18 protein-coding genes are annotated in these 21,269 nt (G+C 68.0%); 13 read left to right on the plus strand and 5 right to left on the minus strand.

Translation table 11 applies throughout. The features are described 5' to 3' along the window. Positions 1-40: 40 nt before the first annotated feature. On the minus strand, positions 41-1,306 hold the full coding sequence (lysA, locus tag ACO07J_RS01390) for a diaminopimelate decarboxylase (protein ID WP_422025580.1): 1,266 nt from the start codon (positions 1,304-1,306) through the stop codon (positions 41-43). Between the two features lie 127 nt (positions 1,307-1,433). On the opposite strand from lysA, the gene ACO07J_RS01395 reads away from it, so the two are divergent. Next, the gene (locus tag ACO07J_RS01395; RefSeq protein ID WP_422025582.1) at positions 1,434-2,102 is read left to right on the plus strand and encodes a phytanoyl-CoA dioxygenase family protein; all 669 of its coding nucleotides are present in this window, start codon (positions 1,434-1,436) and stop codon (positions 2,100-2,102) included. A gap of 105 nt (positions 2,103-2,207) precedes the next feature. Here the strand turns inward: ACO07J_RS01395 and ACO07J_RS01400 are convergent, their stop codons facing one another. Beyond that, positions 2,208-2,387 carry an argininosuccinate lyase gene (locus tag ACO07J_RS01400; protein ID WP_422025584.1) on the minus strand — a complete coding sequence of 60 codons (180 nt, stop codon included), beginning with the start codon at positions 2,385-2,387 and terminating at the stop codon, positions 2,208-2,210. Then, a complete protein-coding gene (gene argH, locus ACO07J_RS01405) occupies positions 2,384-3,775 on the minus strand; it encodes an argininosuccinate lyase (RefSeq protein ID WP_422025586.1) in 1,392 nt (463 codons plus the stop codon). The genes ACO07J_RS01400 and argH overlap by 4 nt, the downstream gene beginning before the upstream one ends. Before the next feature lie 22 nt (positions 3,776-3,797). Here argH and ACO07J_RS01410 point away from each other — a divergent pair, with 22 nt between their 5' ends. From ACO07J_RS01410 to ACO07J_RS01440, 7 genes are all read left to right on the plus strand, one after another. Further along, a complete protein-coding gene (locus tag ACO07J_RS01410) occupies positions 3,798-4,364 on the plus strand; it encodes a TlpA disulfide reductase family protein (protein WP_422025588.1) in 567 nt (188 codons plus the stop codon). Positions 4,365-4,406: 42 nt separating this feature from the next. Beyond that, a complete protein-coding gene (ttcA, locus tag ACO07J_RS01415; protein WP_422025590.1) occupies positions 4,407-5,285 on the plus strand; it encodes a tRNA 2-thiocytidine(32) synthetase TtcA in 879 nt (292 codons plus the stop codon). Between the two features lie 51 nt (positions 5,286-5,336). Next, positions 5,337-6,881, plus strand: a complete 1,545-nt coding sequence (locus ACO07J_RS01420; protein ID WP_422025592.1) for a putative bifunctional diguanylate cyclase/phosphodiesterase — start codon at positions 5,337-5,339, stop codon at positions 6,879-6,881. Positions 6,882-6,993: 112 nt separating this feature from the next. Beyond that, positions 6,994-8,853 carry a membrane protein insertase YidC gene (gene yidC / locus ACO07J_RS01425; protein ID WP_422025594.1) on the plus strand — a complete coding sequence of 620 codons (1,860 nt, stop codon included), beginning with the start codon at positions 6,994-6,996 and terminating at the stop codon, positions 8,851-8,853. Then, a complete protein-coding gene (locus ACO07J_RS01430; protein ID WP_422025596.1) occupies positions 8,853-9,596 on the plus strand; it encodes an MOSC domain-containing protein in 744 nt (247 codons plus the stop codon). Before yidC ends, ACO07J_RS01430 begins: the two co-directional genes overlap by 1 nt. Next, a complete protein-coding gene (gene yihA / locus ACO07J_RS01435) occupies positions 9,596-10,246 on the plus strand; it encodes a ribosome biogenesis GTP-binding protein YihA/YsxC (RefSeq protein ID WP_422025598.1) in 651 nt (216 codons plus the stop codon). The genes ACO07J_RS01430 and yihA overlap by 1 nt, the downstream gene beginning before the upstream one ends. Positions 10,247-10,377: 131 nt before the next feature. Continuing rightward, complete coding sequence (locus tag ACO07J_RS01440) at positions 10,378-13,269, plus strand: error-prone DNA polymerase (RefSeq protein WP_422025600.1); 2,892 nt, start codon at positions 10,378-10,380, stop codon at positions 13,267-13,269. A 65-nt stretch (positions 13,270-13,334) separates the two neighbouring features. Here ACO07J_RS01440 and ACO07J_RS01445 read toward each other — a convergent pair whose 3' ends face one another. Beyond that, positions 13,335-13,823 (minus strand): peroxiredoxin, encoded by a 489-nt coding sequence (locus ACO07J_RS01445; RefSeq protein ID WP_422025602.1) that lies wholly within the window; start codon positions 13,821-13,823, stop codon positions 13,335-13,337. Between the two features lie 91 nt (positions 13,824-13,914). Between ACO07J_RS01445 and ACO07J_RS01450 the strand changes: the two genes are divergently transcribed. Together ACO07J_RS01450 and rsmD are read left to right on the plus strand one after the other, a co-directional pair. Beyond that, positions 13,915-15,126 carry an NAD(P)/FAD-dependent oxidoreductase gene (locus ACO07J_RS01450; protein WP_422025603.1) on the plus strand — a complete coding sequence of 404 codons (1,212 nt, stop codon included), beginning with the start codon at positions 13,915-13,917 and terminating at the stop codon, positions 15,124-15,126. Further along, positions 15,123-15,683: a 16S rRNA (guanine(966)-N(2))-methyltransferase RsmD gene (gene rsmD / locus ACO07J_RS01455; protein ID WP_422025605.1), complete on the plus strand. Its 561-nt coding sequence runs from the start codon at positions 15,123-15,125 to the stop codon at positions 15,681-15,683. Before ACO07J_RS01450 ends, rsmD begins: the two co-directional genes overlap by 4 nt. Before the next feature lie 75 nt (positions 15,684-15,758). On the opposite strand, the gene ACO07J_RS01460 is transcribed toward rsmD, so the two are convergent. After that, complete coding sequence (locus ACO07J_RS01460; protein WP_422025607.1) at positions 15,759-17,009, minus strand: FAD-dependent monooxygenase; 1,251 nt, start codon at positions 17,007-17,009, stop codon at positions 15,759-15,761. A gap of 58 nt (positions 17,010-17,067) precedes the next feature. On the opposite strand from ACO07J_RS01460, the gene ACO07J_RS01465 reads away from it, so the two are divergent. From ACO07J_RS01465 to ACO07J_RS01475, 3 genes are all read left to right on the plus strand, one after another. Then, positions 17,068-18,396: an amidase gene (locus ACO07J_RS01465; RefSeq protein WP_422025609.1), complete on the plus strand. Its 1,329-nt coding sequence runs from the start codon at positions 17,068-17,070 to the stop codon at positions 18,394-18,396. Positions 18,397-18,450: 54 nt separating this feature from the next. Further along, positions 18,451-19,956, plus strand: a complete 1,506-nt coding sequence (locus ACO07J_RS01470; RefSeq protein WP_422025611.1) for an HAL/PAL/TAL family ammonia-lyase — start codon at positions 18,451-18,453, stop codon at positions 19,954-19,956. A 122-nt stretch (positions 19,957-20,078) separates the two neighbouring features. Next, positions 20,079-21,257: an aminotransferase class I/II-fold pyridoxal phosphate-dependent enzyme gene (locus tag ACO07J_RS01475; RefSeq protein ID WP_422025613.1), complete on the plus strand. Its 1,179-nt coding sequence runs from the start codon at positions 20,079-20,081 to the stop codon at positions 21,255-21,257. Positions 21,258-21,269: the final 12 nt, after the last annotated feature.

Raw genomic sequence — 21,269 nt, forward strand, 5'->3', positions numbered from 1 at the left:
GCTCCCTTCCGGATCGGGGGCTGCCGCACCTGTCGCACTCTTACAGCCACTCCGGAATGGTATCTCGATTTATCATCTCGTCAAAGGTCGGACGCGCCCTGATGACGGCAAATTGATGCCCATGCACCAGAACTTCCGGCACCAGGGGCCGCGTGTTGTACTCGCTCGCCATCACCGCGCCATAGGCCCCGGCACTGCGGAACGCCACCAGGTCCCCCTCGCCCACGGGCGGCATCATCCGGCCCTTGGCAAAGGTGTCGCCGCTTTCACAGACAGGGCCGACAATGTCATAGGGCGCCTGTTCCACCGCCGCGTCCGGCTCTATCACCGGCACGATATCGTGATACGCGTCGTACATGGCCGGGCGGATCAGGTCGTTCATCGCCCCGTCGAGGATGAGGAAATTCCGCCCCTCGCCCTCTTTCAGGTAAATCACCCGGCTGACCAGAATTCCGGCATTTCCGACCACCAGCCGCCCCGGTTCGATCTCGATCTCGCAGCCGAGATGCCCCACCTCCTCGCGAATCATCGCGCCGTAATCCAGCGGCAGCGGCGGCGCCTCGTTGCTCCGCGTGTAGGGAATGCCCAGGCCCCCGCCCAAGTCGAGCCGCCGGATATCATGCCCGTCGGCCCTGAGCGTCTCGGTCAGTTCCGCCACCTTCCGATAGGCCAGCCGGAACGGCTCCAGCTCGGTCAGCTGGCTGCCGATATGCACGTCGACCCCGATCACCTCCAGCCCCGGCAGGGCCGCGGCCTCGGCATAGACCTCGCGGGCCTTCGCGATGGGAATGCCGAACTTGTTCTCGCTCTTGCCCGTGGCGATCTTGGCATGGGTCTTGGCATCCACGTCCGGGTTCACCCGGATCGTCACCGGCACGGTCGCGCCAAGCCCCGCCGCCACCTCGCTCAGCGCCCGCAGCTCCGGCTCGCTTTCCACGTTGAACTGCCGGATACCGCCCTCGATGGCCAGCCGCATCTCCTCGCGCGACTTGCCGACGCCCGAGAACACGATCCGCTCCCCCGGCACGCCCGCCGCCTTCGCCCGCGCATATTCCCCGCCCGAGACCACGTCCATCCCCGCGCCAAGCCCCGCCAGCGTCTTAAGGATGGCCTGGTTGCTCGCCGCCTTCATCGCGTAGCACACAAGGTGGTCCACGCCTTCGAGCGCCTCGTCGAACAGCCGGAAATGCCGCGTCAGCGTGGCGGTGGAATAGCAGTAGAACGGCGTGCCCACCGCGGCCGCGATCTCGGCCACAGGCACATCCTCGGCATGCAGCACCCCGTCACGGTAAAGGAAATGGTCCATATCCGCTGCCCTTTTTCTCCAGCCCGCCTCATAGCAGAGCGCTTGGCTAATGCAATTGTGCAATACCTTGTCTCCCTGCCCGCACTTCGACAGAAGTGACACGGACAGATCGCGGCGGGACAACAGTATGCATGTCATCGAGGCACAACGGCTTTTCGAGAGGGAAGGGCGGCTCTGGATGAGAAACGCCCTCTCGCCGGAAGAGCTTGCCCGGCTACGCACAAAATGGTCGGCCGGTGCCCGCCCCGGCGCGCGCCATTCGAATTCGACGCCTTTCGCGCAATCCCTCCGTCGGCTGGACGTCGTTTCAAGGCTGCAGCGGACCTGGCCGGGCATGCGGCTGGTGCGCGTCGTCTCCTTCGAGAAGCGGCCCGGTACCAATTGGGGCGTGCCCTGGCATCAGGACCGAACCATCGCGGTCAGCCAGCGGTTCGAAACACCCGGCTTCTGCAACTGGTCGGAAAAGCAAGGCCAGTGGCATTGCGAACCACCGGCCGAGATCCTGCGCCGCATGCTTTTTGTCCGGCTGCACCTGGACGAGAACACTTCCGCCAACGGCGCGATGGAAATTGCCGTTGGCAGCCATGAGGCCGGGCTCGTGCCGGCGGCACAGGCCGAGACTGTGGCGAGCCAATTCAGACACGAGATGACGACCGCGGCGGCAGGCGACGTGCTGGTACTGAACATGCTGACGCTGCACCGCTCCCTGCCTTCGCAAGAGCAAAACACCCGCCGCGTGATCCGCATGGATTTCTCGGCCGATGCCCTTCCGACACCCCTTGACTGGGCCGGTTAGGACACCCTGCGTTTCATCTTTCCGAAAATACTCAATCCCCCGGCCAAGGCCCGCGATACCGCATCCGACGGGCCCAGACCATCCGGCACATCGCCGCCAAATACCTCAGAGGCTGGTGCCCACACCCATCGTGAACCGCCCCGAGACGAAATCCGCGCCGACCCCGCCGCTCATCCCGTTGGACCCGAGGCCGACATTGGCATTCATCGACGGCTGGATCGGCTCGCCATCGGCGCCACAGGCCGCCAGCGCCGCAAGGCTCAAAAGAACGAAGACGCGTTTCATGACAGGATCTCCTTCCACCGGGCAATCTGTTCGCGCACGCGCACCGGCGCCGTGCCGCCAAGACTCGTCCGGGACGCCACCGAATTATGCACGCCCAGCACGTCGAATACATCCCCCGTGATCGACCCGTGTACCGATTGCATGTCCTCGAGGCTCAGGTCGGGCAGGTCGCACCCCTTCTTCTCGGCCATCGCGACCAGCGACCCGGTCACGTGATGCGCCTCCCGGAACGGCATGCCCAGCACGCGCACCAGCCAGTCGGCCAGGTCCGTCGCCGTCGAGAAGCCGGTCGCCGCCGCCGCCTCGAGGTTCTCGCGCAACGGTGTCATGTCGCGCACCATCCCCTCCATCGCCGCCAGCGCCAGCATCAGGTGATCGGCCGCGTCGAAGACCTGTTCCTTGTCCTCCTGCATGTCCTTGGAATAGGCCAGCGGGAGCCCCTTCATCACCGTCATCAGCGCCACGTTCGCCCCGAAAATCCGCCCCACCTTGGCCCGCAGAAGCTCCGCCGCGTCGGGGTTCTTCTTCTGCGGCATGATCGACGAGCCGGTCGAGAACCGGTCGGAGAGCGCCACGAACCGGAACTGCGCCGACGACCAGATCACCAGCTCCTCGGCGAACCGGCTCAGGTGCATCGCGCATATGCTCGCCACGCCCAGGAACTCCAGCGCGAAATCCCGGTCGCTCACCGCATCGAGGCTGTTGGCACAGGGCCGGTCAAACCCCAGCGCCTCCGCCGTCATCTCCCGGTCGATCGGGAAAGACGTGCCGGCCAGCGCCGCCGCGCCCAGCGGGCATTCGTTCATCCGGCTCCGCGCATCGCGCACCCGGCTCAGGTCGCGCCCGAACATCTCCACATAGGCCATCATGTGATGGCCCCACGTCACCGGCTGCGCCACCTGCAGATGCGTGAACCCCGGCATGACCCAGTCCGCCCCGGCCTCCGCCTGCGCGAGGCACGCTTGCAAGAGCGTGACGAGCCCCGCCTCGGCCGCATCGAGCTGATCGCGCACCCAAAGCCGGAAATCCGTCGCCACCTGGTCGTTCCGGCTGCGGCCCGTGTGCAACCGCCCGGCCGGCTCGCCGATCACCTCCTTCAGCCGCGCCTCGACATTCATGTGAATGTCCTCCAGCGCGGTGGAAAATTCGAACGTGCCCCCTTCGATCTCTGACAAGACCGTGAGCAGCCCTTCCCTCATCGCCTCGGCATCCTTATCACTGACGATGCCCGTGGCGGCCAGCATGGCGGCATGGGCCCTCGAACCGGCGATATCCTGTGCCGCCAGACGCTTGTCGAACCCGATCGAGGCGTTGATCGCCTCCATGATCGCGTCCGGTCCGGCGGCAAAGCGGCCGCCCCACATCTGGTTCGAGGTCGTGTCAGTCATGTCTTGGCCCTTCGGAGGGAATATGAAAATCCTGTCTGCGCTCGTCCTTTATACATGCATGATCCTCGGTGCAAACGCCGCCGCGGCCGACATGAACAAGCTCGCCGCGATGCGCGAGGGCGACATGAAGAAACTCTCCTTCCATTCCGAGCCGAAGGAGGTCTCGCAAGCCAGCTACACGATGGAAGACGGCAGCACCGGCACCCTCGCCGATTACCAGGGCAAGATCGCGGTGGTGAACTTCTGGGCCACCTGGTGCGCCCCCTGCCGCAAGGAAATGCCCATGCTCTCCGAGCTTCAGGCCGAACTGGGCGGCGACGATTTCGACGTCGTCACCATCGCCACCGGACGCAACCCGCCGCCAGCGATGAAAGCCTTCTTCGACGAGATCGGCGTCGACAACCTCCCCCTCCACCGCGACCCCAAGATGCAGATCTCGCGCGAGATGGGCATCCTCGGCCTGCCGATCACCGTCATCCTCAACCGCGACGGGCAGGAAATCGCCCGCATGCAGGGCGACGCCCACTGGAACTCCGACAGCGCCAAGGCGATTCTCAGGGCGCTGATCGAGGACGGCGCCTCCGGCTGACATCTCTTGCCGGTTGGCGCGGGAAGGTCTAAGGCCCATCCCATGTTCGACAACGCCGACGATATCCACCCGCTGTTCGAGGGCGCCCCCTCAAGCACCGAGTTCAAGAAACTCCGCAAACGCATCGTGCGCCAGACGCGCGAGGCGGTGGAACAGTTCGGCATGGTCGAAAAGGGCGCCAAATGGCTCGTCTGCCTCTCCGGCGGCAAGGACAGCTACACCCTGCTGGCCATCCTTTACGAGCTGAAATGGCGCGGCCTCCTGCCGGTCGAGCTGCTGGCCTGCAACCTCGACCAGGGCCAGCCCGGCTTCCCCGCCACCGTCCTGCCCGAGTTCCTCGAGAAGATGGGCGTGCCCCACCGGATCGAGTACCAGGACACCTATTCCGTCGTCGTCGACAAGGTTCCGCAGGGCCGCACCTACTGCGCCCTCTGCTCGCGCCTCCGCCGCGGCCACCTCTACCGCATCGCCCGTGAGGAAGGCTGTTCGGCCGTGGTGCTCGGCCACCACCGCGACGACATCCTCGAGACGTTCTTCATGAACCTCTTCCACGGCGGGCGGCTGGCCACCATGCCGCCGAAACTGGTCAACGAAGAGGGCGACCTCTTCCTCTATCGCCCCCTTTCCTTCGTCGCCGAGGCCGATTGCGAGCGCTTCGCCAAGGCCATGAACTACCCGATCATCCCCTGCGACCTCTGCGGCTCGCAGGACGGGCTCCAGCGCCAGCAGGTCAAGCAGATCCTCGACGGCTGGGAGAGGAATTCCCCCGGCCGCCGACAGGTGATGTTCCGGTCACTGATGAACGCCCGGCCCTCGCACCTGCTCGATTCGGGCCTCTTCGATTTCGCCGGCCTCCAGCGGCGGGAGGCCGGGGATACGGGCTTGCAGGACGGGCCCGACGCGCCCCCGAAGCTGCGTTAAGGAAAAATTGAGCGACAGGACGTAGCGTCCGGGCACAAACCGGGAACGTCCATGATTCTACGCATACGACAAACCTGTGCCCTGCTGCGCCGACGGCTCGCCGATCTGCTGACCGGGCCGCTGGCGCTGGCCCTGCTGCCGGCCCTGTTGCTGGGCGGCTACTGGGCGGGGGGCGAACCCGCCCTGCTGTGGTCGACGATCGCCTTCCCTGCGCTGCTCGTGCTGGCCGGGGTCTTCGGCCGGCCCGGGTCATCGTCGGGCACCGACGCCGGACCGCCCGCCACCGGTGACTCGCTGGAAGAGGCGCTCGACACCGCCCTCGCCCGCGCCCGCTCCCAGGGCGGAATGACCGCCTGCGTGATGCTGGAACTGGAAAACCACGCCGCGCTCTGCGCCTCCCGCGGCGAGGAGGTGACGGGCCGGGCCGCCGACCGGGTGGCCGAACGGCTGGGCGCCTGCCTGCGCCGCCGCGACCGGGTCTTTCGCCTCGACAACGCGACCTTCGGCATCGTCCTGGTCCCGCCGCGGTCGATGACGCCCGACACCGTGTGCAAGCTGGCCGCCCGCCTCCAGAGCGAAGCGCAGCACCCCGCCGACGAACCGCCGGACGAGCCGCGATTCACCGCCGCCATCGGTATCTGCCTTTCGACCGGCGGCATCGGCGAACGCGGTGCCGGGCTTGCCTCGGTGGCCACCGCGGCCCTGCGCGAGGCGTCCGCCCGCGGGCCGTCCACCATTCGCGTCCACCGGTCCGACAGTCCCGGCGCGCCGAACGGGATACGCCCTGCCCGGCTCTGCGACGAGGTGGCCCAGGCCCTCAACGGCGGCGAGATCGTCGCCTGGTTTCAACCGCAGATCTGCACCGACACCGGTCGCGTCTCGGGGTTCGAGGCTCTGGCGCGCTGGTGCCACCCCCAGCGCGGCGTCCTGTTGCCCGGCACGTTCCTGCCCCAACTCGAGAAGGCCGGGCTGACCGGCAACCTCCAGGCGATCATGCTGCGCCACGCGCTCGAGGCGCTCGGCCGCTGGGAAGCGGCGGGTTTCACCATCCCCGGCGTCGGCGTCAACTTTTCGCCCACCGACCTGCGCGACCCGGCCCTCGCCGACACCGTCGCGTGGGAACTCGACCGCCACGACCTCGCGCCCACCCGCCTCAAGATCGAAATCCTCGAAACCGTCGTCTCCACGTCTCCCGATGATGCCACGGCCCGGAACATCCGCCGGCTGTCCGATCTCGGCTGCTGCATAGACCTCGACGATTTCGGCACCGGCCATGCCTCGATTTCCTCGCTCAAGCGGTTTTCCATCGACCGGCTCAAGATCGACCGCTCCTTCGTGCGCGGCATCGACACCGACCCGCGCCAGCAGCGCATGGTCGCGGCCATCCTGACCATGGCGGAACAGCTCGAACTCGAAACCCTCGCCGAGGGGGTCGAAACCGCGGGCGAACACTCGCTCCTGGCCCAGCTTGGATGCGCCCATGTGCAGGGGTTCGGCATCGCCCGGCCCATGCCGCCCGAGGCCACCCTGCCCTGGCTGCGCACCCAGGCCGGCACGCTCCAGGCTCCGCCCGACCTGCGCAAGGGCGCGGTCTGAGCCCACGGCATCTGGCCGCACCCGGCCGCGAATTGCCCTGAATCCCCTTGACCTTTCGTCCCGCACTCTGTTGAACCCCGTCAAACTTTCTCAACCACGGGTGCCGCTGGCAATGGACGACCAGAACAAGAACCTCATCCTTGCAACCGCGCTCAGCTTCGTGGTGATCTTGCTGTGGTTCGTGCTGTTCCCGCCGCCCGAGGCGACGGACACGGCCGACACGACGACGCAGGAAACCAGCCAGCAGACCGGCCAGCAGGTCACCGACGAGGCCGGCGATGTCGCCCTCGCCCCGGGCTCGGCCGATCCCGGCGCCGACACCGGCACCGCCACCGCCGCCACCGAGGAAGCCCCCGCCGAGGACCAGGCGCCCCGCGTCGAGATCGACACGCCCGAGCTCCTGGGTTCGATCTCGCTCCGCGGCGGCCGCATCGACCAGCTTGCGCTCAAGGACTACCGCGAAACCCTCGACCCCGATTCCGACATCGTCACCCTGCTTTCGCCCGTGGGCAGCGAAAACCCCTATTACGCGCTCTTCGGCTGGGCCCCCGGCAGCGGCCTGACCCGCGACGAGGTGCCCGGCGCCAACACCCTGTGGGAGCTCGAGGGCGACGGCACGCTCACCCCCGACAGCCCCATCGTGCTGAGCTGGGACAACGGCGCCGGCCTGACCTTCCGCCGCGAAATGAGCGTCGACGACAAGTACATGTTCACCGTCACCCAGTCGGTCGAGAACACCGGCGACGACACCCGGTCGCTCGCCCCCTACGGCATCCTCGCCCGCCACGGCACGCCGCCCGACCTGAAGAACTTCTTCATCCTGCACGAGGGCGGCATCCGCATCGTCGACGGCGAACTGACCGAGGTCGATTACGACGATTTCGAGCCTGCCTCGAACCACGAAACCATCGCCGTGGAAGAGGCCGCCTGGACCGGCTTCACCGATCACTACTGGATGACCACGCTGATTCCCGAACAGCGTGCCGGCACCAAGATCAGCACCTTCCGCGACGGCCGCCGCGACATTTACCAGACCACCGCGCGCCAGCCGACCGTCACCCTCGCCGCCGGTGAGACCGCCACCAGCTCCACCCGCGTCTTCGCCGGGGCCAAGGAATGGGCCACCATCCGCGACTACCAGAACGAGCAGGATGTCCCGAAATTCCTCGACTCGATCGACTGGGGCTGGTTCTTCTTCCTGACCAAGCCGATCTTCGCCGTGCTGCACTGGCTCAATGCCATGATCGGCAACATGGGCTGGGCGATCATCGCGCTGACGCTGATCATCAAGGCGCTGCTGCTGCCGCTCGCGTACAAGTCCTACGTCTCGATGGCGAAGATGAAGGAACTCCAGCCGCAGATGGAGAAGATCAAGGAAAGCGCCGGCGACGACCGCCAGAAGCTCCAGCAGGAGATGATGGCGCTCTACAAGAAGGAAAAGGTGAACCCCGCCTCCGGCTGCCTGCCGATCCTCCTACAGATCCCGATCTTCTTCTCGCTCTACAAGGTGATCTTCGTCACCCTCGAGCTGCGCCACGCGCCCTGGATCGGCTGGATCCGCGACCTCTCGGCGCCCGATCCCTCGTCGCTCTACAACCTCTGGGGCCTGCTGCCCTGGGCCGCGCCGGAACCCGGCTCGATCCTCGCGCTGATCTTCATCGGCATCCTGCCCCTGGGCCTCGGCATCTCGATGTGGCTGCAGCAGAAGCTGAACCCGGCCCCCACCGACCCGACGCAACAGATGATCTTCGCCTGGATGCCGTGGGTGTTCATGTTCATGCTCGGCAGCTTCGCCAGCGGGCTGGTCCTCTACTGGATCGCGAACAACACCATCACCTTCGCCCAGCAATACCTGATCATGCGCAGCCAGGGCTACAAGCCGGATGTCTTCGGCAACATCAAGTCGAGCTTCAAGAAGAAGCCCAAAGCCTCCGAGGACGCCAAGAAACCGAAGAAGTCCGGGGGCAAGTGATGGCCACGGTCGCCGCGCTCTGGCGTCACCCGATCAAGGGCCACGGGCGCGAGGAACTCGACCGTGTCACCCTGACCGAGGGCCAGACCATGCCCTATGACCGGCGCTGGGCCGTCGCCCACGAGATGGCCCGCGCCGACGGCTCGGCCTGGGCTCCCTGCGCCGAGTTTTCCCGCGGCGCCAAGGTGTCCGCCCTGATGGCCATCGACGCCAGAACGGACGAGGCCGCCGGCACGGTCACCCTCACCCATCCCGACCGGCCCGCCCTCACCTTCGATCCCGAAACGCAGGCGCGCGCCTTCCTCGACTGGGTCCGCCCGCTCATGCCGGAAAACCGGGCCCAGTCCACCCGCATCGTCCGGGTCGAAGGCCGCGGCATGACCGACAGCGATTTCCCCTCCATCAGCCTGATCAACCTCGCCTCGAACGACGCGCTGGGCGAACAGATGGAGCAGGACCTCTCGCCGCTCCGCTGGCGCGCCAACATCCACCTCACCGGCCTGCCCGCATGGTCGGAGTTCGACTTCGTCGGCAAGACCCTCCGCATCGGCACCGCCGAGCTCGAGGTGCGCGAGCCCATCGTCCGCTGCCTCGCCACCACCGCCAACCCGGCCACGGGCGCGCGCGACGCCGACACGCTGGGCGCGCTCAAATCCGTCCACGGCCACCAGGATTTCGGCCTCTACGCCGTGGTCACCAAGACCGGCGAGATCGCCACCGGCGACAGCGTCGAGCCGCTCTGATGGCGCTCCCCTTCCCCCTCGCCCCCGAGCCCGACCAGCACGCCTCCGAGACGGGCCGCAAGCTCTTTGCCGGGCCGGTCGATTTCGTCAAGGGCGTGGTCGCCATGTCCGGCCTGCCCCCGGCCGACCGGGCCGAGGTCTGCTTCGCCGGGCGCTCGAACGTGGGGAAATCCTCGCTGATCAACGCGCTCACGGGCCGCAAGGCGCTCGCCCGCGCCTCCAACACGCCGGGCCGCACGCAGGAAATCAACTACTTCGCCCTGGCCGACAGCCACTACCTCGTCGACCTGCCCGGCTACGGCTATGCCAACGCCCCCCTGCCCAAGGTCGCGGCGTGGCAGGCACTGCTCAAGCAATACCTCTCCGGCCGCGCCACCCTGCGCCGCGCCTTCGTGCTGATCGACGCCCGCCACGGCATCAAGGAGGTCGACAAGGAGATCCTCTCGCTCCTCGATTCCGCCGCCGTCACCTTCCAATGCGTGCTGACCAAGGCCGACAAGGTCAAGGCCAATGACCGCGAGGCGGTGCTGACACAGGTCCGCGGCAAGCTGGCGAAACACCCCGCCGCCTTCCCCGAGATCATCCTGACCTCCAGCGAAAAGGGCGACGGCCTCGCCACCCTCCGCGCGACGATCGCCGGCGTGGCCTAGCTCTCCCCGCCCCGGCCCCCGAGCCGGGGCCTCACCTCTCCAGCCGCCAGAGGTCCCGGGTCAGGCCCGGGACGGATACCTCCAACTTACGACTCCAAATAAGAACAAAACGTGAATATACTCCCCGGATCATGTTCACCGAGCTCTCCGCCACCTCCAACTTCACCTTCCTGACCGGCGCCTCCCACCCCGAGGAATACATAAGCCGGGCGGCCTTTCTCGGCCTGCCGGCGCTCGCCATCGCCGACACCAATTCCGTGGCCGGCATCGTCCGCGCCCACACGCAAGCCCGCGAGATCGCCCGCCAGGTCGCCGAACGCCGCGCACTCGAATCGCAGAACGGCCCCATCGGCCCGCCCGCCCCCGATCCGCAACCGCCCGAATGGGCCCACACACCGCGCCTCATCCCCGCCGCCCGCCTCTGCCTGACCGAGGGGATCGAGCTCACCGCCCTGCCGCGCGACCGCACCGGCTGGGCCCGGCTCTGCCGGCTGATCAGCACCGGCCGTCTGCGCGCCGAGAAGGGCACCTGCCGCCTGACCATCGCCGACCTGCTGGAAAACGGCGGCCACATGGCCCTCCTCCTCCACCCGCCCGGGCGCCAGGACAGGCGCGACTGGGCCAGAGGCGCCCGCCGCCTCATCCGCCGTTACGGCGCCGACATGCACCTCCTCATGTCCCCCCGCTACGACGGGCAGGACCGGGCCCGCTTCGACACCCTCGCGGAGCTCGCCCGCCGCCTCGGCCTGCCCACCATCGCCTCGGCCACGCCAATGATGCACCACGCCCGCCGCCGCCGCCTCGCCGACGTGCTCACCGCCATCCGCACCGGCCGCCGGGTGGAGGCGCTGGGCCGCGACGCGCTCGCCAACGGCGAATGCCGCCTGCGCTCCCACACCGAAATGCTCCGCCTCTTCCCCGGCCACGAGGACGCCGTCCACCGCACCGGAGAGCTTGCCGACACCCTCGCCTTTTCCCTCGACGAGCTGCGCTACGAATACCCAAGCGAGCTCTCCGACGGCGAAACCCCCGCCAGCCGCCTGCGCCGCCTCGCCTATGAAGGCCTGCGCTGGCGCTACCCCTACGGCGCGCCCGAGAAGGTGAAAAACATGCTCGAACACGAGCTCGCCCTCATCGCCAAGCTGAAATACGAGCCCTACTTCCTCACCGTGAACGACGTGGTCGCCTTCGCCCGCTCCCGCGACATCCTCTGCCAGGGGCGCGGCTCGGCGGCCAACTCGGTGGTCTGCTACTGCCTGGGCGTCACCAGCGTCTCGCCCGAAACCGGCACAATGGTCTTCGAGCGCTTCGTCTCCGAGGCCCGGAACGAGCCGCCCGACATCGACGTCGATTTCGAACACGAACGCCGCGAGGAGGTGATCCAGCACATCTACGAGCGCTACGGCCGCCACCGCGCCGGCCTCTGCGCCACGGTCATCCACTACCGCGGCAAGCGCGCCATCCGCGAGGTGGGCGCCGCCATGGGCCTGTCCCAAGACACCGTCGGCGCGCTGTCCTCGCAACTCTGGGGCTTCTTCGCCGCCGGCAACCTCGAACGCCAGCGGCTGCAGGAAATCGGCCTCGACCCAGACGACCCCCGCCTGCGCCAGACCATGGAACTGATGCGCGAGATCGAGGGCTTCCCCCGCCACCTCAGCCAACACGTCGGCGGCTTCGTCATCACCGAGGGGCGGCTCGACGAACTGGTCCCGATCGAGAACGCCACCATGGAAAACCGCACCGTCATCTGCTGGGACAAGGACGATATCGACAGCCTCGGCATCCTCAAGGTCGACGTGCTGGCGCTCGGCATGCTCACCTGCATCCGCAAGGCCTTCAACCTGCTCGAACAGCACCATGGGCTGAACTACACGCTGGCCACCCTGCCGCCCGAAGACCCGGTCGTCTACGACATGCTCTGCGCCGCCGACAGCATCGGCGTCTTCCAGGTGGAAAGCCGGGCCCAGATGAACTTCCTCCCCCGGATGCGGCCGCGCTGCTTCTACGACCTCGTGATCGAGGTCGCCATCATCCGCCCCGGCCCGATCCAGGGCGACATGGTCCACCCCTATATCCGAAGGCGGAACGGCGAGGAGGCCGTCGAATTCCCCTCCGACGAGCTGGGCCAGGTCCTCGGCAAGACCCTCGGCGTGCCGCTCTTCCAGGAACAGGCGATGCAGATCGCCATCACCGGCGCGGGCTTCACCCCCGAGGAGGCCGACCGCCTCCGCCGCTCGCTCGCCACCTTCAAGAAGAACGGCTCGGTCAGCGAATTCCGCACCCGCTTTCTCTCCGGCATGGCGAAAAACGGCTACGATGCCGACTTCGCCGAACGCTGCTTTTCCCAGATCGAGGGCTTCGGCTCCTATGGCTTCCCCGAAAGCCACGCGGCCTCCTTCGCGCTGCTGGTCTATGCCAGTGCCTGGATCAAGCGCCACCACCCCGCCGTCTTCGCCTGCGCGCTGCTCAATTCCCAGCCGATGGGCTTTTACGCCCCGGCCCAGATCGTCCGCGACGCCCGCGAGCACGGGGTCGAGGTGCGGCCCGTCTGCGTGCAATCCAGCTACTACGACAACGTGCTCGAACCCGACGAACGGGGCGCCCTCGCCCTCCGCCTCGGCTTCCGGCAGGTCAAGGGCCTGTCCGAGGAGGACGCGGGCTGGATCACCGCGGCCCGCGGCAACGGCTACACGCAGGTCTCCGACATCTGGCGCCGCGCCGGCGTGCCGCCCGCCACCCTCACCCGGCTGGCCGAGGCCGACGCCTTCGCCGCGCTCGGCCTCACCCGCCGCGACGCCCTGTGGGAGGCCCGCGCGCTGGCCGGCGACAAACCCCTGCCCCTCTTCGCCGGCGACATGGAGGGCGAGGCGATCCACGAGCCCACGGCCCACCTGCCCCGGATGACCCTGGGCGAGGAGGTGGTCGAGGATTACGTGGCCACACGGCTCTCGCTCAAGGCGCACCCGGTGGCGCTCCTGCGCGATATCCTGACCCCGTCGCACGTGGCGGGCGGGGGAAATTGAGTATTTTTGGAAAGATGAAAGCCGGGGCGCGGCGCTTGGGCCCGCCCCGGCAAAGCCCCGCGGGCTTACATTTCGGCCAGAAGGCCCTCGCCCGCCGACACTTCACAGGTGCCGGGGCTGTCTTCGAGGTTCAGACGGCTCACCTTGCCGTCTTCCACCAGCATCGCGTAGCGCTTCGAGCGGTCGATCAGCCCCGCGGGCGGGGCCGAGAAATTCATCCCGATCGCCTTGGTGAACTTGGCCTCCGGATCGCTCAGCATGGTGATCCCGGCCGCCGACGCGCCGGTCGCCTCGCCCCAGCTGCCCATCACGAACGGGTCGTTCACGCTGACGCAGATGATCTCGTCCACGCCCTTCTCGGCAAACAGGTCCTTGGTGCGGATGAAGCTCGGCACATGCGCGGAATGGCAGGTGGGCGTGAACGCGCCCGGCACGGCGAAGATCACGACCTTGCGGCCATCGGTTTTCGAGGAAAGCTCGACCGGTTCCGGCCCTTCGCCCCCCATCTGAACCAGAGTTGCATCGGGAAGCTTGTCGCCAACAGTGATCGTCATTGTCGCATCCTGTCTATCAATTGCGTTTCCATCGGGGGTAGATATAGGGTCACGTCGACACACTGACCATGATAAATCGGGAGGATCGGGCATGCCCGGCATAGTCGTGATCGGAGCGGGGCAGGCAGGCGCCTCGCTGGTGAGCAAACTGCGCGCGCTGGGCTACGAGGGCAGCATCACCCTCATCGGAGAAGAACACGCGCCGCCCTACCAGCGCCCGCCGCTCTCCAAGAAATACCTGCTCGGCGAAATGGAGCTGGAACGCCTCTTCCTCCGCCCCGAAAGCTTCTATGGCGAGAACGGGATCGACCTGCATCTCGACACCCGCGCCGATGCCATCGACCGGCAGGGCAAGGTGGTCGTCGCCGGCGGCAAATCCATCCCCTACGAGCATCTCGTGCTCACCACCGGCTCCGTCCCCCGCCGCCTGCCCGGCAGCATCGGCGGAGAGCTGCGCGGCGTCTACGTGGTGCGCGACCTGAACGATGTCGACACGATGGCGCCCGAGTTCACCGAGGGCAAACGCGTGTTGATCGTCGGCGGCGGCTATATCGGGCTCGAGGCGGCGGCGGTCGCGGCCTCCCGCGGGCTCAAGGTCACGCTGGTGGAAATGGCCGACCGCATCCTCCAGCGCGTCGCCTGCCGCGAAACCTCCGACTATTTCCGCAAGCTCCACACCGACCACGGCGTTAACATCCGCGAGGGCGTGGGCCTCGAGACCCTGACGGGCGAGGGCCACGTCACCGGCGCCCGCCTCTCCGACGGCTCCGAAATCGAAACCGATTTCGTCATCGTCGGCGTCGGCATCACGCCGGCCACGGCCCTGGCCGAGGCCGCCGGGCTCGAGGTCGAGAACGGCATCAAGACCGACGAACACGGCCGCACCTCCGACCCCGCCATCTGGGCCGCGGGCGATTGCGCCTCCTTCCCCCATGACGGCGCCCGCATCCGGCAGGAAAGCGTGCCCAACGCCATCGACATGGCCGAACTCGTGGCCGAGAACATCATGGGCGCCGACAAGGCTTACGTCCCCCAGCCGTGGTTCTGGTCCGACCAGTACGACGTCAAGCTGCAGATCGCCGGGCTGAACACCGGCTATGACCGCGTGATCGCCCGCCCGGGCGAGCATGAGAACGCGGCCTCCTTCTGGTACTACAAGGGCGACACCCTGCTCGCCGTCGACGCCATGAACGACGCCCGCGCCTACATGGTCGGCAAACGCCTGATCGACGCCGGCAAATCCCCCGATCCCGACGCGATCGAGAATGTCGACACCGATCTCAAGGCGCTCCTGAAGGCATGAGGATCATCGGCGGCGCCTTCCGCGGCCGCCGGCTGGCCTCTGTGGGCAAGGGCGATGCGGCGGCGCATCTCCGCCCTACCTCCGACCGGGTGCGCGAAAGCCTCTTCAACGTGCTCGCCAACGCCCATGCCGACCGGCTGGACGACGCCCGCGTGCTCGACCTCTTCGCCGGCACCGGCGCCCTGGGGCTCGAGGCCCTCTCCCGCGGCGCGGCCCACGTCACCTTCGTCGAGAACGGCCGCACCGCCCAGAAACTCCTGCGCGAAAACATCCGCCTCTGCGGCGCCGAGGACCTGACCCAGATCCTCCCCCGCGACGCCCGCAAACCCGGCCCCGCCCCCGCGCCCTGCACCCTCGTCTTCCTCGACCCGCCCTACGGCAAGGGCCTGGGCGAACAGGCCCTCGCCGCCGCCATCACACAGGGCTGGCTCGCCGATGACGCCCTGATCGTCTGGGAAGAAAGCGCCGACATCACCCCGCCAGACGGCCTCACCCAGATCGACGAGCGCCGCTACGGCGACACCTTCATCCGCCTGCTGGAATACACAGGCACCTGAGCTTCTTCTGGCCAAAAATATCCCGGGGGGCGTTGAAATCCCTCAGGATTTCAACGTGGGGCAGCGCCCCAAATCTCAACCCTTCATCAACTCCGGCAGATCACCGGTAATCCCCGCCGCCTCGCGAATGAACCCGCGCCGCAGCCCCGGCATCGCGCCAAGCACGCCCATCCCGATATCGCGACCCAGCCGCAGCACGGGATTGTCGTTCGAAAACAGCCGGTTCGTCGCATCCGTCACCGCCGCCAGCGTCGCCGTATCGAACCGCCGCCACTGCTGGTAGCGCGCCAGAACATCCGGCGCCGCGAAATCCTCGCCCCGCCGCGCGGCCTCGCCCAGCACCTGCGCCAGCGCCCCCACATCGCGCAGCCCGGCATTCAGCCCCTGCCCGGCAATCGGATGCATCCCGTGCGCTGCGTCGCCGACAAGCGCCAGCCGCTCGGCCACGAAGCTGTTGGCGATGGTCAGGCCCAGCGGATAGGTATAGCGCTTGCCCTTCAGGCTGATTTCCCCAAGGAAATCGCCGAAACGCGGCCGCAGCACCTCCATGAAATCCTCATCACTCAGCGCGGCGAACGCCGCCGCCGTCTCCTCGCTCTCGCTCCACACGATCGAGCTCACGTTCCCCGGCAGCGGCAAGATCGCCAGCGGCCCGGGCGGCATGAAGAACTGGTGCGCGATCCCGTGATGCGGCAACTCATGCGCCACCGCCGCCACCAGCGCCGTCTGCCCATAGCCCCAGCCGGTGCGCCGTATCCCGGCCCGTGCCGCCGTCCCCGACGCGCGCCCGTCGCAGCCCACGACCATCCGGCCCGATACGGTTTCCCCCGACGCGAGCGTCAGCGTCACACCCCGCGCGTCCACCTCCTGCGCCGCCACGCTGTCGGTGATCTGGGTGATGCCATCGGCCGCGCCCATCGCCTCCAGCAAGGCCCGCCGCAGATACCGATCCTCGATCATGTGCCCCATCGGGCCTTCCTCGATCTCGGCATGGTCGAAATGCAGGAAGAACGGCGACGGCCCCTCCCCCGCGCGCCCGTCCGACACCTTGATCTCCAGCATCGGCTGGGCATGGTCCTCGACCCGCTCCCACACACCGATCCGCCGCAACAGACGGACCGAGGCCAGCGCCAGCGCATAGCCCCGCCCATCGAACGCGGCATCCTTGCGCACGGTCTCGGTCAAGGCATCGATCACGGTCACGCTGCGCCCCGCCTGGGCCAGCGCCAATGCCAGCGCCGGGCCGTTCAAGCCCCCGCCGACGATCAGGATATCGCTCATCTCGCTCATGCCCCTCAATATGGACAGCGCTGCGGGATTGTCCATGCGCCGCACTGCCGCTACGGTCGCTTTCCGAAGACACGGGCAGGAAGGGACAACAGGCATGAAAGACTGGCTTCACATGACGGCGGCCGAGCTCGGCCGCGGCATCGAGAAGGGCGAGATCGACCCGGTCACCCTCTGCGACACCTACCTTTCCGCCATCGACGCCCACCCCGCCCGCGACCGCATCTACACCATCGTCACCCACGACCGCGCCCGTGCTGAGGCGAAGGCCGCCAAGGCACGCGCCGACGCAAAACTCCGCCTCGGCCCCCTCGACGGCGTGCCGGTCAGCTGGAAAGACCTGTTCGACACGGCCGGCCTCGCCACCTGCTCCGGCTCCCGCCTGCTGGAAGACCGCGTGCCCGCGCATGACGCGCCGGTGCTCGCCACCGCCACCCGCGCCGGGCTCGTCTGCCTCGGCAAGACCCATATGAGCGAGTTCGCCTTCTCCGGCCTGGGCCTCAACCCGATGACGGCCACGCCCCCCAACATCAACGACCCCGAGGCGGTGCCCGGCGGCTCCTCCTCCGGCGCGGCGGCCAGCGTCGCCCACGGCCTCGCCGCCTGCGGCATCGGCAGCGATACCGGCGGCTCGGTCCGCATCCCCTCGGCGTGGAACGACCTCACGGGCCTCAAGACCACCTCCGGCCGCATCCCGCTCACCGGCGTCGTGCCGCTTTGCGAGAAGTTCGACACCGTCGGCCCCCTCTCCCGCTCGGTCGAGGATTGCGCCCTCGTCCTCGCCGCACTCGAAGGCACAAATCCGGCCGACCTCAAAGGCGCCACCCTCAAGGGCGCCCGCTTCGCCGCCCTGCAAACCGTGGTGATGGATGACGTACGCGACGGCCCCGCCAAGGCCTATGCCGACGCCGTGGAACGCCTCAAGGACGCCGGCGCCACCGTCGAGCCCATCGACTCGCCCGAGATCGAAGAAGCCATGCCCATGTCCGGCGTGCTCTTCACCGCCGAGGCCTACGGCATCTGGCACGACACGATCGAGGCCGCGCCCGACCGCATGTTCAAACCCATCCTCGAACGCTTCCGCGGCGGCCGTGACATCTCCGCCCCCACCTATGTCGCCGCATGGCGCCGCCTCGAACAGCTCCGCCGCGACTGGCACGCGCGCGTCGCGGGCTACGACGCGGTGATCCTGCCCTCGGCCCCAAACCTGCCACCCAATGCCGAACGCCTGATGACCGATGACGCGTTCTACGTGACCGAGAACCTGCTCACCCTGCGCAACACCCGCGTCGCCAACCTGATGGGGCTCGCCTCGATGAGCCTGCCCACCGGCACGCCAAGCTGCGGGCTGATGCTCTGCGGCAAACCCTTCGGCGAGGAGCACCTGCTGCGCGTGGCCAGCGCGGTCGAAAAGGCGCTGGCGTGACGCCCGTGGCCTGCGTCGGAATTTGAGTATTTTGGGAAAGATGAAAGACGGCTCATGGCAAAGCTGCTGCTGGACGGGACGGGACTGACGGTCGAGGCACTGGCGACGGCGGCGCGCGGCACGGGCGGCGTGGCGCTGGCCGAGAGCGGGCTGGCGAAGATGCGAGAGACCCGCGCGCTGATCGACCACGCCATCGCCAACCGCGTCCCCGTCTACGGCGTCACCACCGGCCTCGGCGCCCGCTCGACCGAGGCGCTCGATGCCGACACGCTCGCCGGCTTCTCCCTGCAAACCATCCGCGGCCGGGCCCACGCCGTGGGCGATCCCATGCCGCGCGACACCGTTCGTGCCCTGATGCTGGCCCGGCTCAACACGCTCCTCACCGGCTATAGCGGCGCGCGGCCGGAAGTGGCGGATTACCTGGCGAAGGTCATCGACGCCAACCTCGTGCCGGTCGCGGGCGGGCTCGGCTCGATCGGCGGCGGCGACCTCGTGCTGAACGCCACGGTTGCCCTTGCCCTCATCGGCGAAGGCCGCATGACCGGCCCCGACGGACAGGAAGGCCCCGCCGCCGACATGCTCCGCGCCGCCGGTATCGAACCGCTGCAGCTCGCCCCGCGCGACGGGCTGGCGCTCGCCAACCACACCGGCTTTTCCGCCGGGCTCGGCGCGCTGGCGCTCGACGGGGCGCTGACCGGCTTCGCCGCGGCCCAGGCGGCGGCCTGCCTGACCATGGAAGGCTTCCGCGCCAACCTCACCCCGCTCGACCCCCGGGCGCTCGCCGCCAAGCCCCTGCCCGGCCAGACCATCGCCGCCCAAGACCTCCGCACCCTGCTCGAAGGCTCCGCGCTCTGGCAGCCCGGCACTGCCCGCCGCCTGCAGGATCCGCTCTCCCTGCGCAACACCGTCCAGATTCACGGCGGCACCGCCGCCGCCCTCGCCAACGCCCGCCCCGTCGTCGAGACCGAACTCAACGGCGCCTCCGACAACCCCATCGCCATCGCCGAAACCGGCGAGGTCATCTCCTGCGGCGGCTATCACAGCACCGAACTGGGCCTCGCCCTCGAATCCGTCTCCCGCGCCTGGCAGCACCTCGCCATGGGCCAGGTCGCCCGCATCGCCCGCATGATGGACCCGGATTTCACCGCCCTCCCCCTCTTCCTCGCCCGGCCCGACAGCGGCTCCAACGCCTTCGCGCCGGTGCTCAAGCTGGCCGAGGACCTCGCCGCCGAGATCACCCAGGCCGCCATGCCCCAGCCCGTCTGGCCCTCGATCAACGCCAACGGCGTCGAGGACAGCCTCACCTCCGCCCCGGTCGCCGCCCGCACCCTCACCCGCATCAACGACCTCGGCCGCCGCCTGACCGCGATCGAGCTGATGGTCGGCGCCCAGGCGGCCGACCTCCGCGACATCACCGCCGATCTCGGCCCGCCCATGGCCCGCCTCTACCGCGCCATCCGCGCCGCCTCGCCGCGGATCGACACCGACCGCCCCCTGACCAACGATGTGGAATCGCTGGCGAAACTCATCGAACAGGGCACCCTGACGGCACCCGCCTGACCGGCTGCCAAAATGCCACAACACCTTGTCAAGGCATTGGTTTCGCTGGACCTGATGCAAGTCCTCCGGTACATTTTATGCAAACGGGGCACCAACGATCCCGGTATCTGAGGCAGGACGAGATGTTTCCCGAGCGGTTTTCGAACCTACCGGAATATGCATTCCCGCGTTTGCGGGCGTTGCTGGATTCGCACAAACCCGGCGGCGACACGTTGCATATGACCATTGGCGAGCCGAAACACCCGTTTCCGGCCTGGATCACCGATGTCATCACGGATCACGCCCACGAGTTCGGCAACTACCCCGTGAACGAGGGCACGCCCGAGCTGCGCCAGTCGATCTGCGACTGGGTCAAGCGCCGCTACAAGGTCACGCTCAAGCCCGACACCCAGGTGATGGCGCTCAACGGCACCCGCGAGGGGCTCTACAACGCCATGATGGCGCTCTGCCCCGAGGCGAAGAACGGCAAGTGGCCGATGGTCCTCATCCCCAACCCGTTCTACCAGGTCTACATGGTCGCCGCCCTCAGCGTCGGCGCGGAACCCGTGTTCCTGCCCGCCACCAAGGAAAACGGCTTCCTGCCCGATTTCAGCGAGGTGCCGGGCGACATCCTCAACCAGGTCACCGTGGCCTATCTCTGCTCGCCCTCCAATCCGCAGGGCGCCATCGCCACGCGCGAGGACTGGGCCCACCTGATCGGCCTGGCCGAGCTCTACGATTTCAAGATCTTCGCCGACGAATGCTATTCCGAGATCTACCGGGATGAACCGCCCGTCGGCGCCCTGCAGGTGGCCCAGGAAATGGGCGCCGACCCCGAGCGCGTGCTGATCTTCCACAGCCTGTCGAAACGCTCGAACCTGCCGGGCCTGCGCTCGGGCTTCGTGGCGGGCGGGCCAGAGTCGATCCGCCGCCTGAAACAGCTCCGCGCCTATGCCGGCGCACCCCTGCCCATGCCGCTGCAGCGCGCGGCCGAAAAGCTCTGGGCCGACGAGGCGCATGTCGAGGAGAACCGCGCCCTCTACCAGGAGAAATACGCGCTGGCCGACCAGATCATGCACCGCGTGCCGGGCTACAACCCGCCCGAGGCCGGGTTCTTCCTCTGGCTGCCCGTGGCGGATGGCGAGGAAGCGGCGCTGCGGCTCTGGAAGAAGACCGGCGTCCGGGTGCTCCCCGGCGCCTATCTCAGCCGCGACACAGACGCCGGAAACCCCGGCAAGACTTACATCCGGGCCGCGATGGTGGCCCCAAAAGACGAGATGGCGGAGGGCCTCACACGGCTGCGCGACTGTCTCTACACATGAACGAGGACGAGG

Origin of the sequence: Roseovarius sp. (assembly GCF_965228755.1) — a bacterium.
Taxonomy (GTDB): Bacteria; Pseudomonadota; Alphaproteobacteria; order Rhodobacterales; family Rhodobacteraceae; genus Roseovarius.

What these genes read in the sequence shown, in the direction of transcription:
- ACO07J_RS01445 (WP_422025602.1), bottom strand. Translation starts at nt 13,823, where the DNA reads ATGACGATCACTGTTGGCGACAAGCTTCCCGATGCAACTCTGGTTCAG.
- ACO07J_RS01400 (WP_422025584.1), bottom strand. Translation starts at nt 2,387, where the DNA reads ATGAAACGCGTCTTCGTTCTTTTGAGCCTTGCGGCGCTGGCGGCCTGT.
- ACO07J_RS01475 (WP_422025613.1), top strand. Translation starts at nt 20,079, where the DNA reads ATGTTTCCCGAGCGGTTTTCGAACCTACCGGAATATGCATTCCCGCGT.
- ACO07J_RS01450 (WP_422025603.1), top strand. Translation starts at nt 13,915, where the DNA reads ATGCCCGGCATAGTCGTGATCGGAGCGGGGCAGGCAGGCGCCTCGCTG.
- argH (WP_422025586.1), bottom strand. Translation starts at nt 3,775, where the DNA reads ATGACTGACACGACCTCGAACCAGATGTGGGGCGGCCGCTTTGCCGCC.
- ACO07J_RS01395 (WP_422025582.1), top strand. Translation starts at nt 1,434, where the DNA reads ATGCATGTCATCGAGGCACAACGGCTTTTCGAGAGGGAAGGGCGGCTC.
- ACO07J_RS01465 (WP_422025609.1), top strand. Translation starts at nt 17,068, where the DNA reads ATGAAAGACTGGCTTCACATGACGGCGGCCGAGCTCGGCCGCGGCATC.
- ACO07J_RS01440 (WP_422025600.1), top strand. Translation starts at nt 10,378, where the DNA reads ATGTTCACCGAGCTCTCCGCCACCTCCAACTTCACCTTCCTGACCGGC.
- ACO07J_RS01470 (WP_422025611.1), top strand. Translation starts at nt 18,451, where the DNA reads ATGGCAAAGCTGCTGCTGGACGGGACGGGACTGACGGTCGAGGCACTG.
- ACO07J_RS01410 (WP_422025588.1), top strand. Translation starts at nt 3,798, where the DNA reads ATGAAAATCCTGTCTGCGCTCGTCCTTTATACATGCATGATCCTCGGT.
- ACO07J_RS01460 (WP_422025607.1), bottom strand. Translation starts at nt 17,009, where the DNA reads ATGGACAATCCCGCAGCGCTGTCCATATTGAGGGGCATGAGCGAGATG.
- ACO07J_RS01430 (WP_422025596.1), top strand. Translation starts at nt 8,853, where the DNA reads ATGGCCACGGTCGCCGCGCTCTGGCGTCACCCGATCAAGGGCCACGGG.
- ttcA (WP_422025590.1), top strand. Translation starts at nt 4,407, where the DNA reads ATGTTCGACAACGCCGACGATATCCACCCGCTGTTCGAGGGCGCCCCC.
- yidC (WP_422025594.1), top strand. Translation starts at nt 6,994, where the DNA reads ATGGACGACCAGAACAAGAACCTCATCCTTGCAACCGCGCTCAGCTTC.
- ACO07J_RS01420 (WP_422025592.1), top strand. Translation starts at nt 5,337, where the DNA reads ATGATTCTACGCATACGACAAACCTGTGCCCTGCTGCGCCGACGGCTC.
- rsmD (WP_422025605.1), top strand. Translation starts at nt 15,123, where the DNA reads ATGAGGATCATCGGCGGCGCCTTCCGCGGCCGCCGGCTGGCCTCTGTG.
- yihA (WP_422025598.1), top strand. Translation starts at nt 9,596, where the DNA reads ATGGCGCTCCCCTTCCCCCTCGCCCCCGAGCCCGACCAGCACGCCTCC.
- lysA (WP_422025580.1), bottom strand. Translation starts at nt 1,306, where the DNA reads ATGGACCATTTCCTTTACCGTGACGGGGTGCTGCATGCCGAGGATGTG.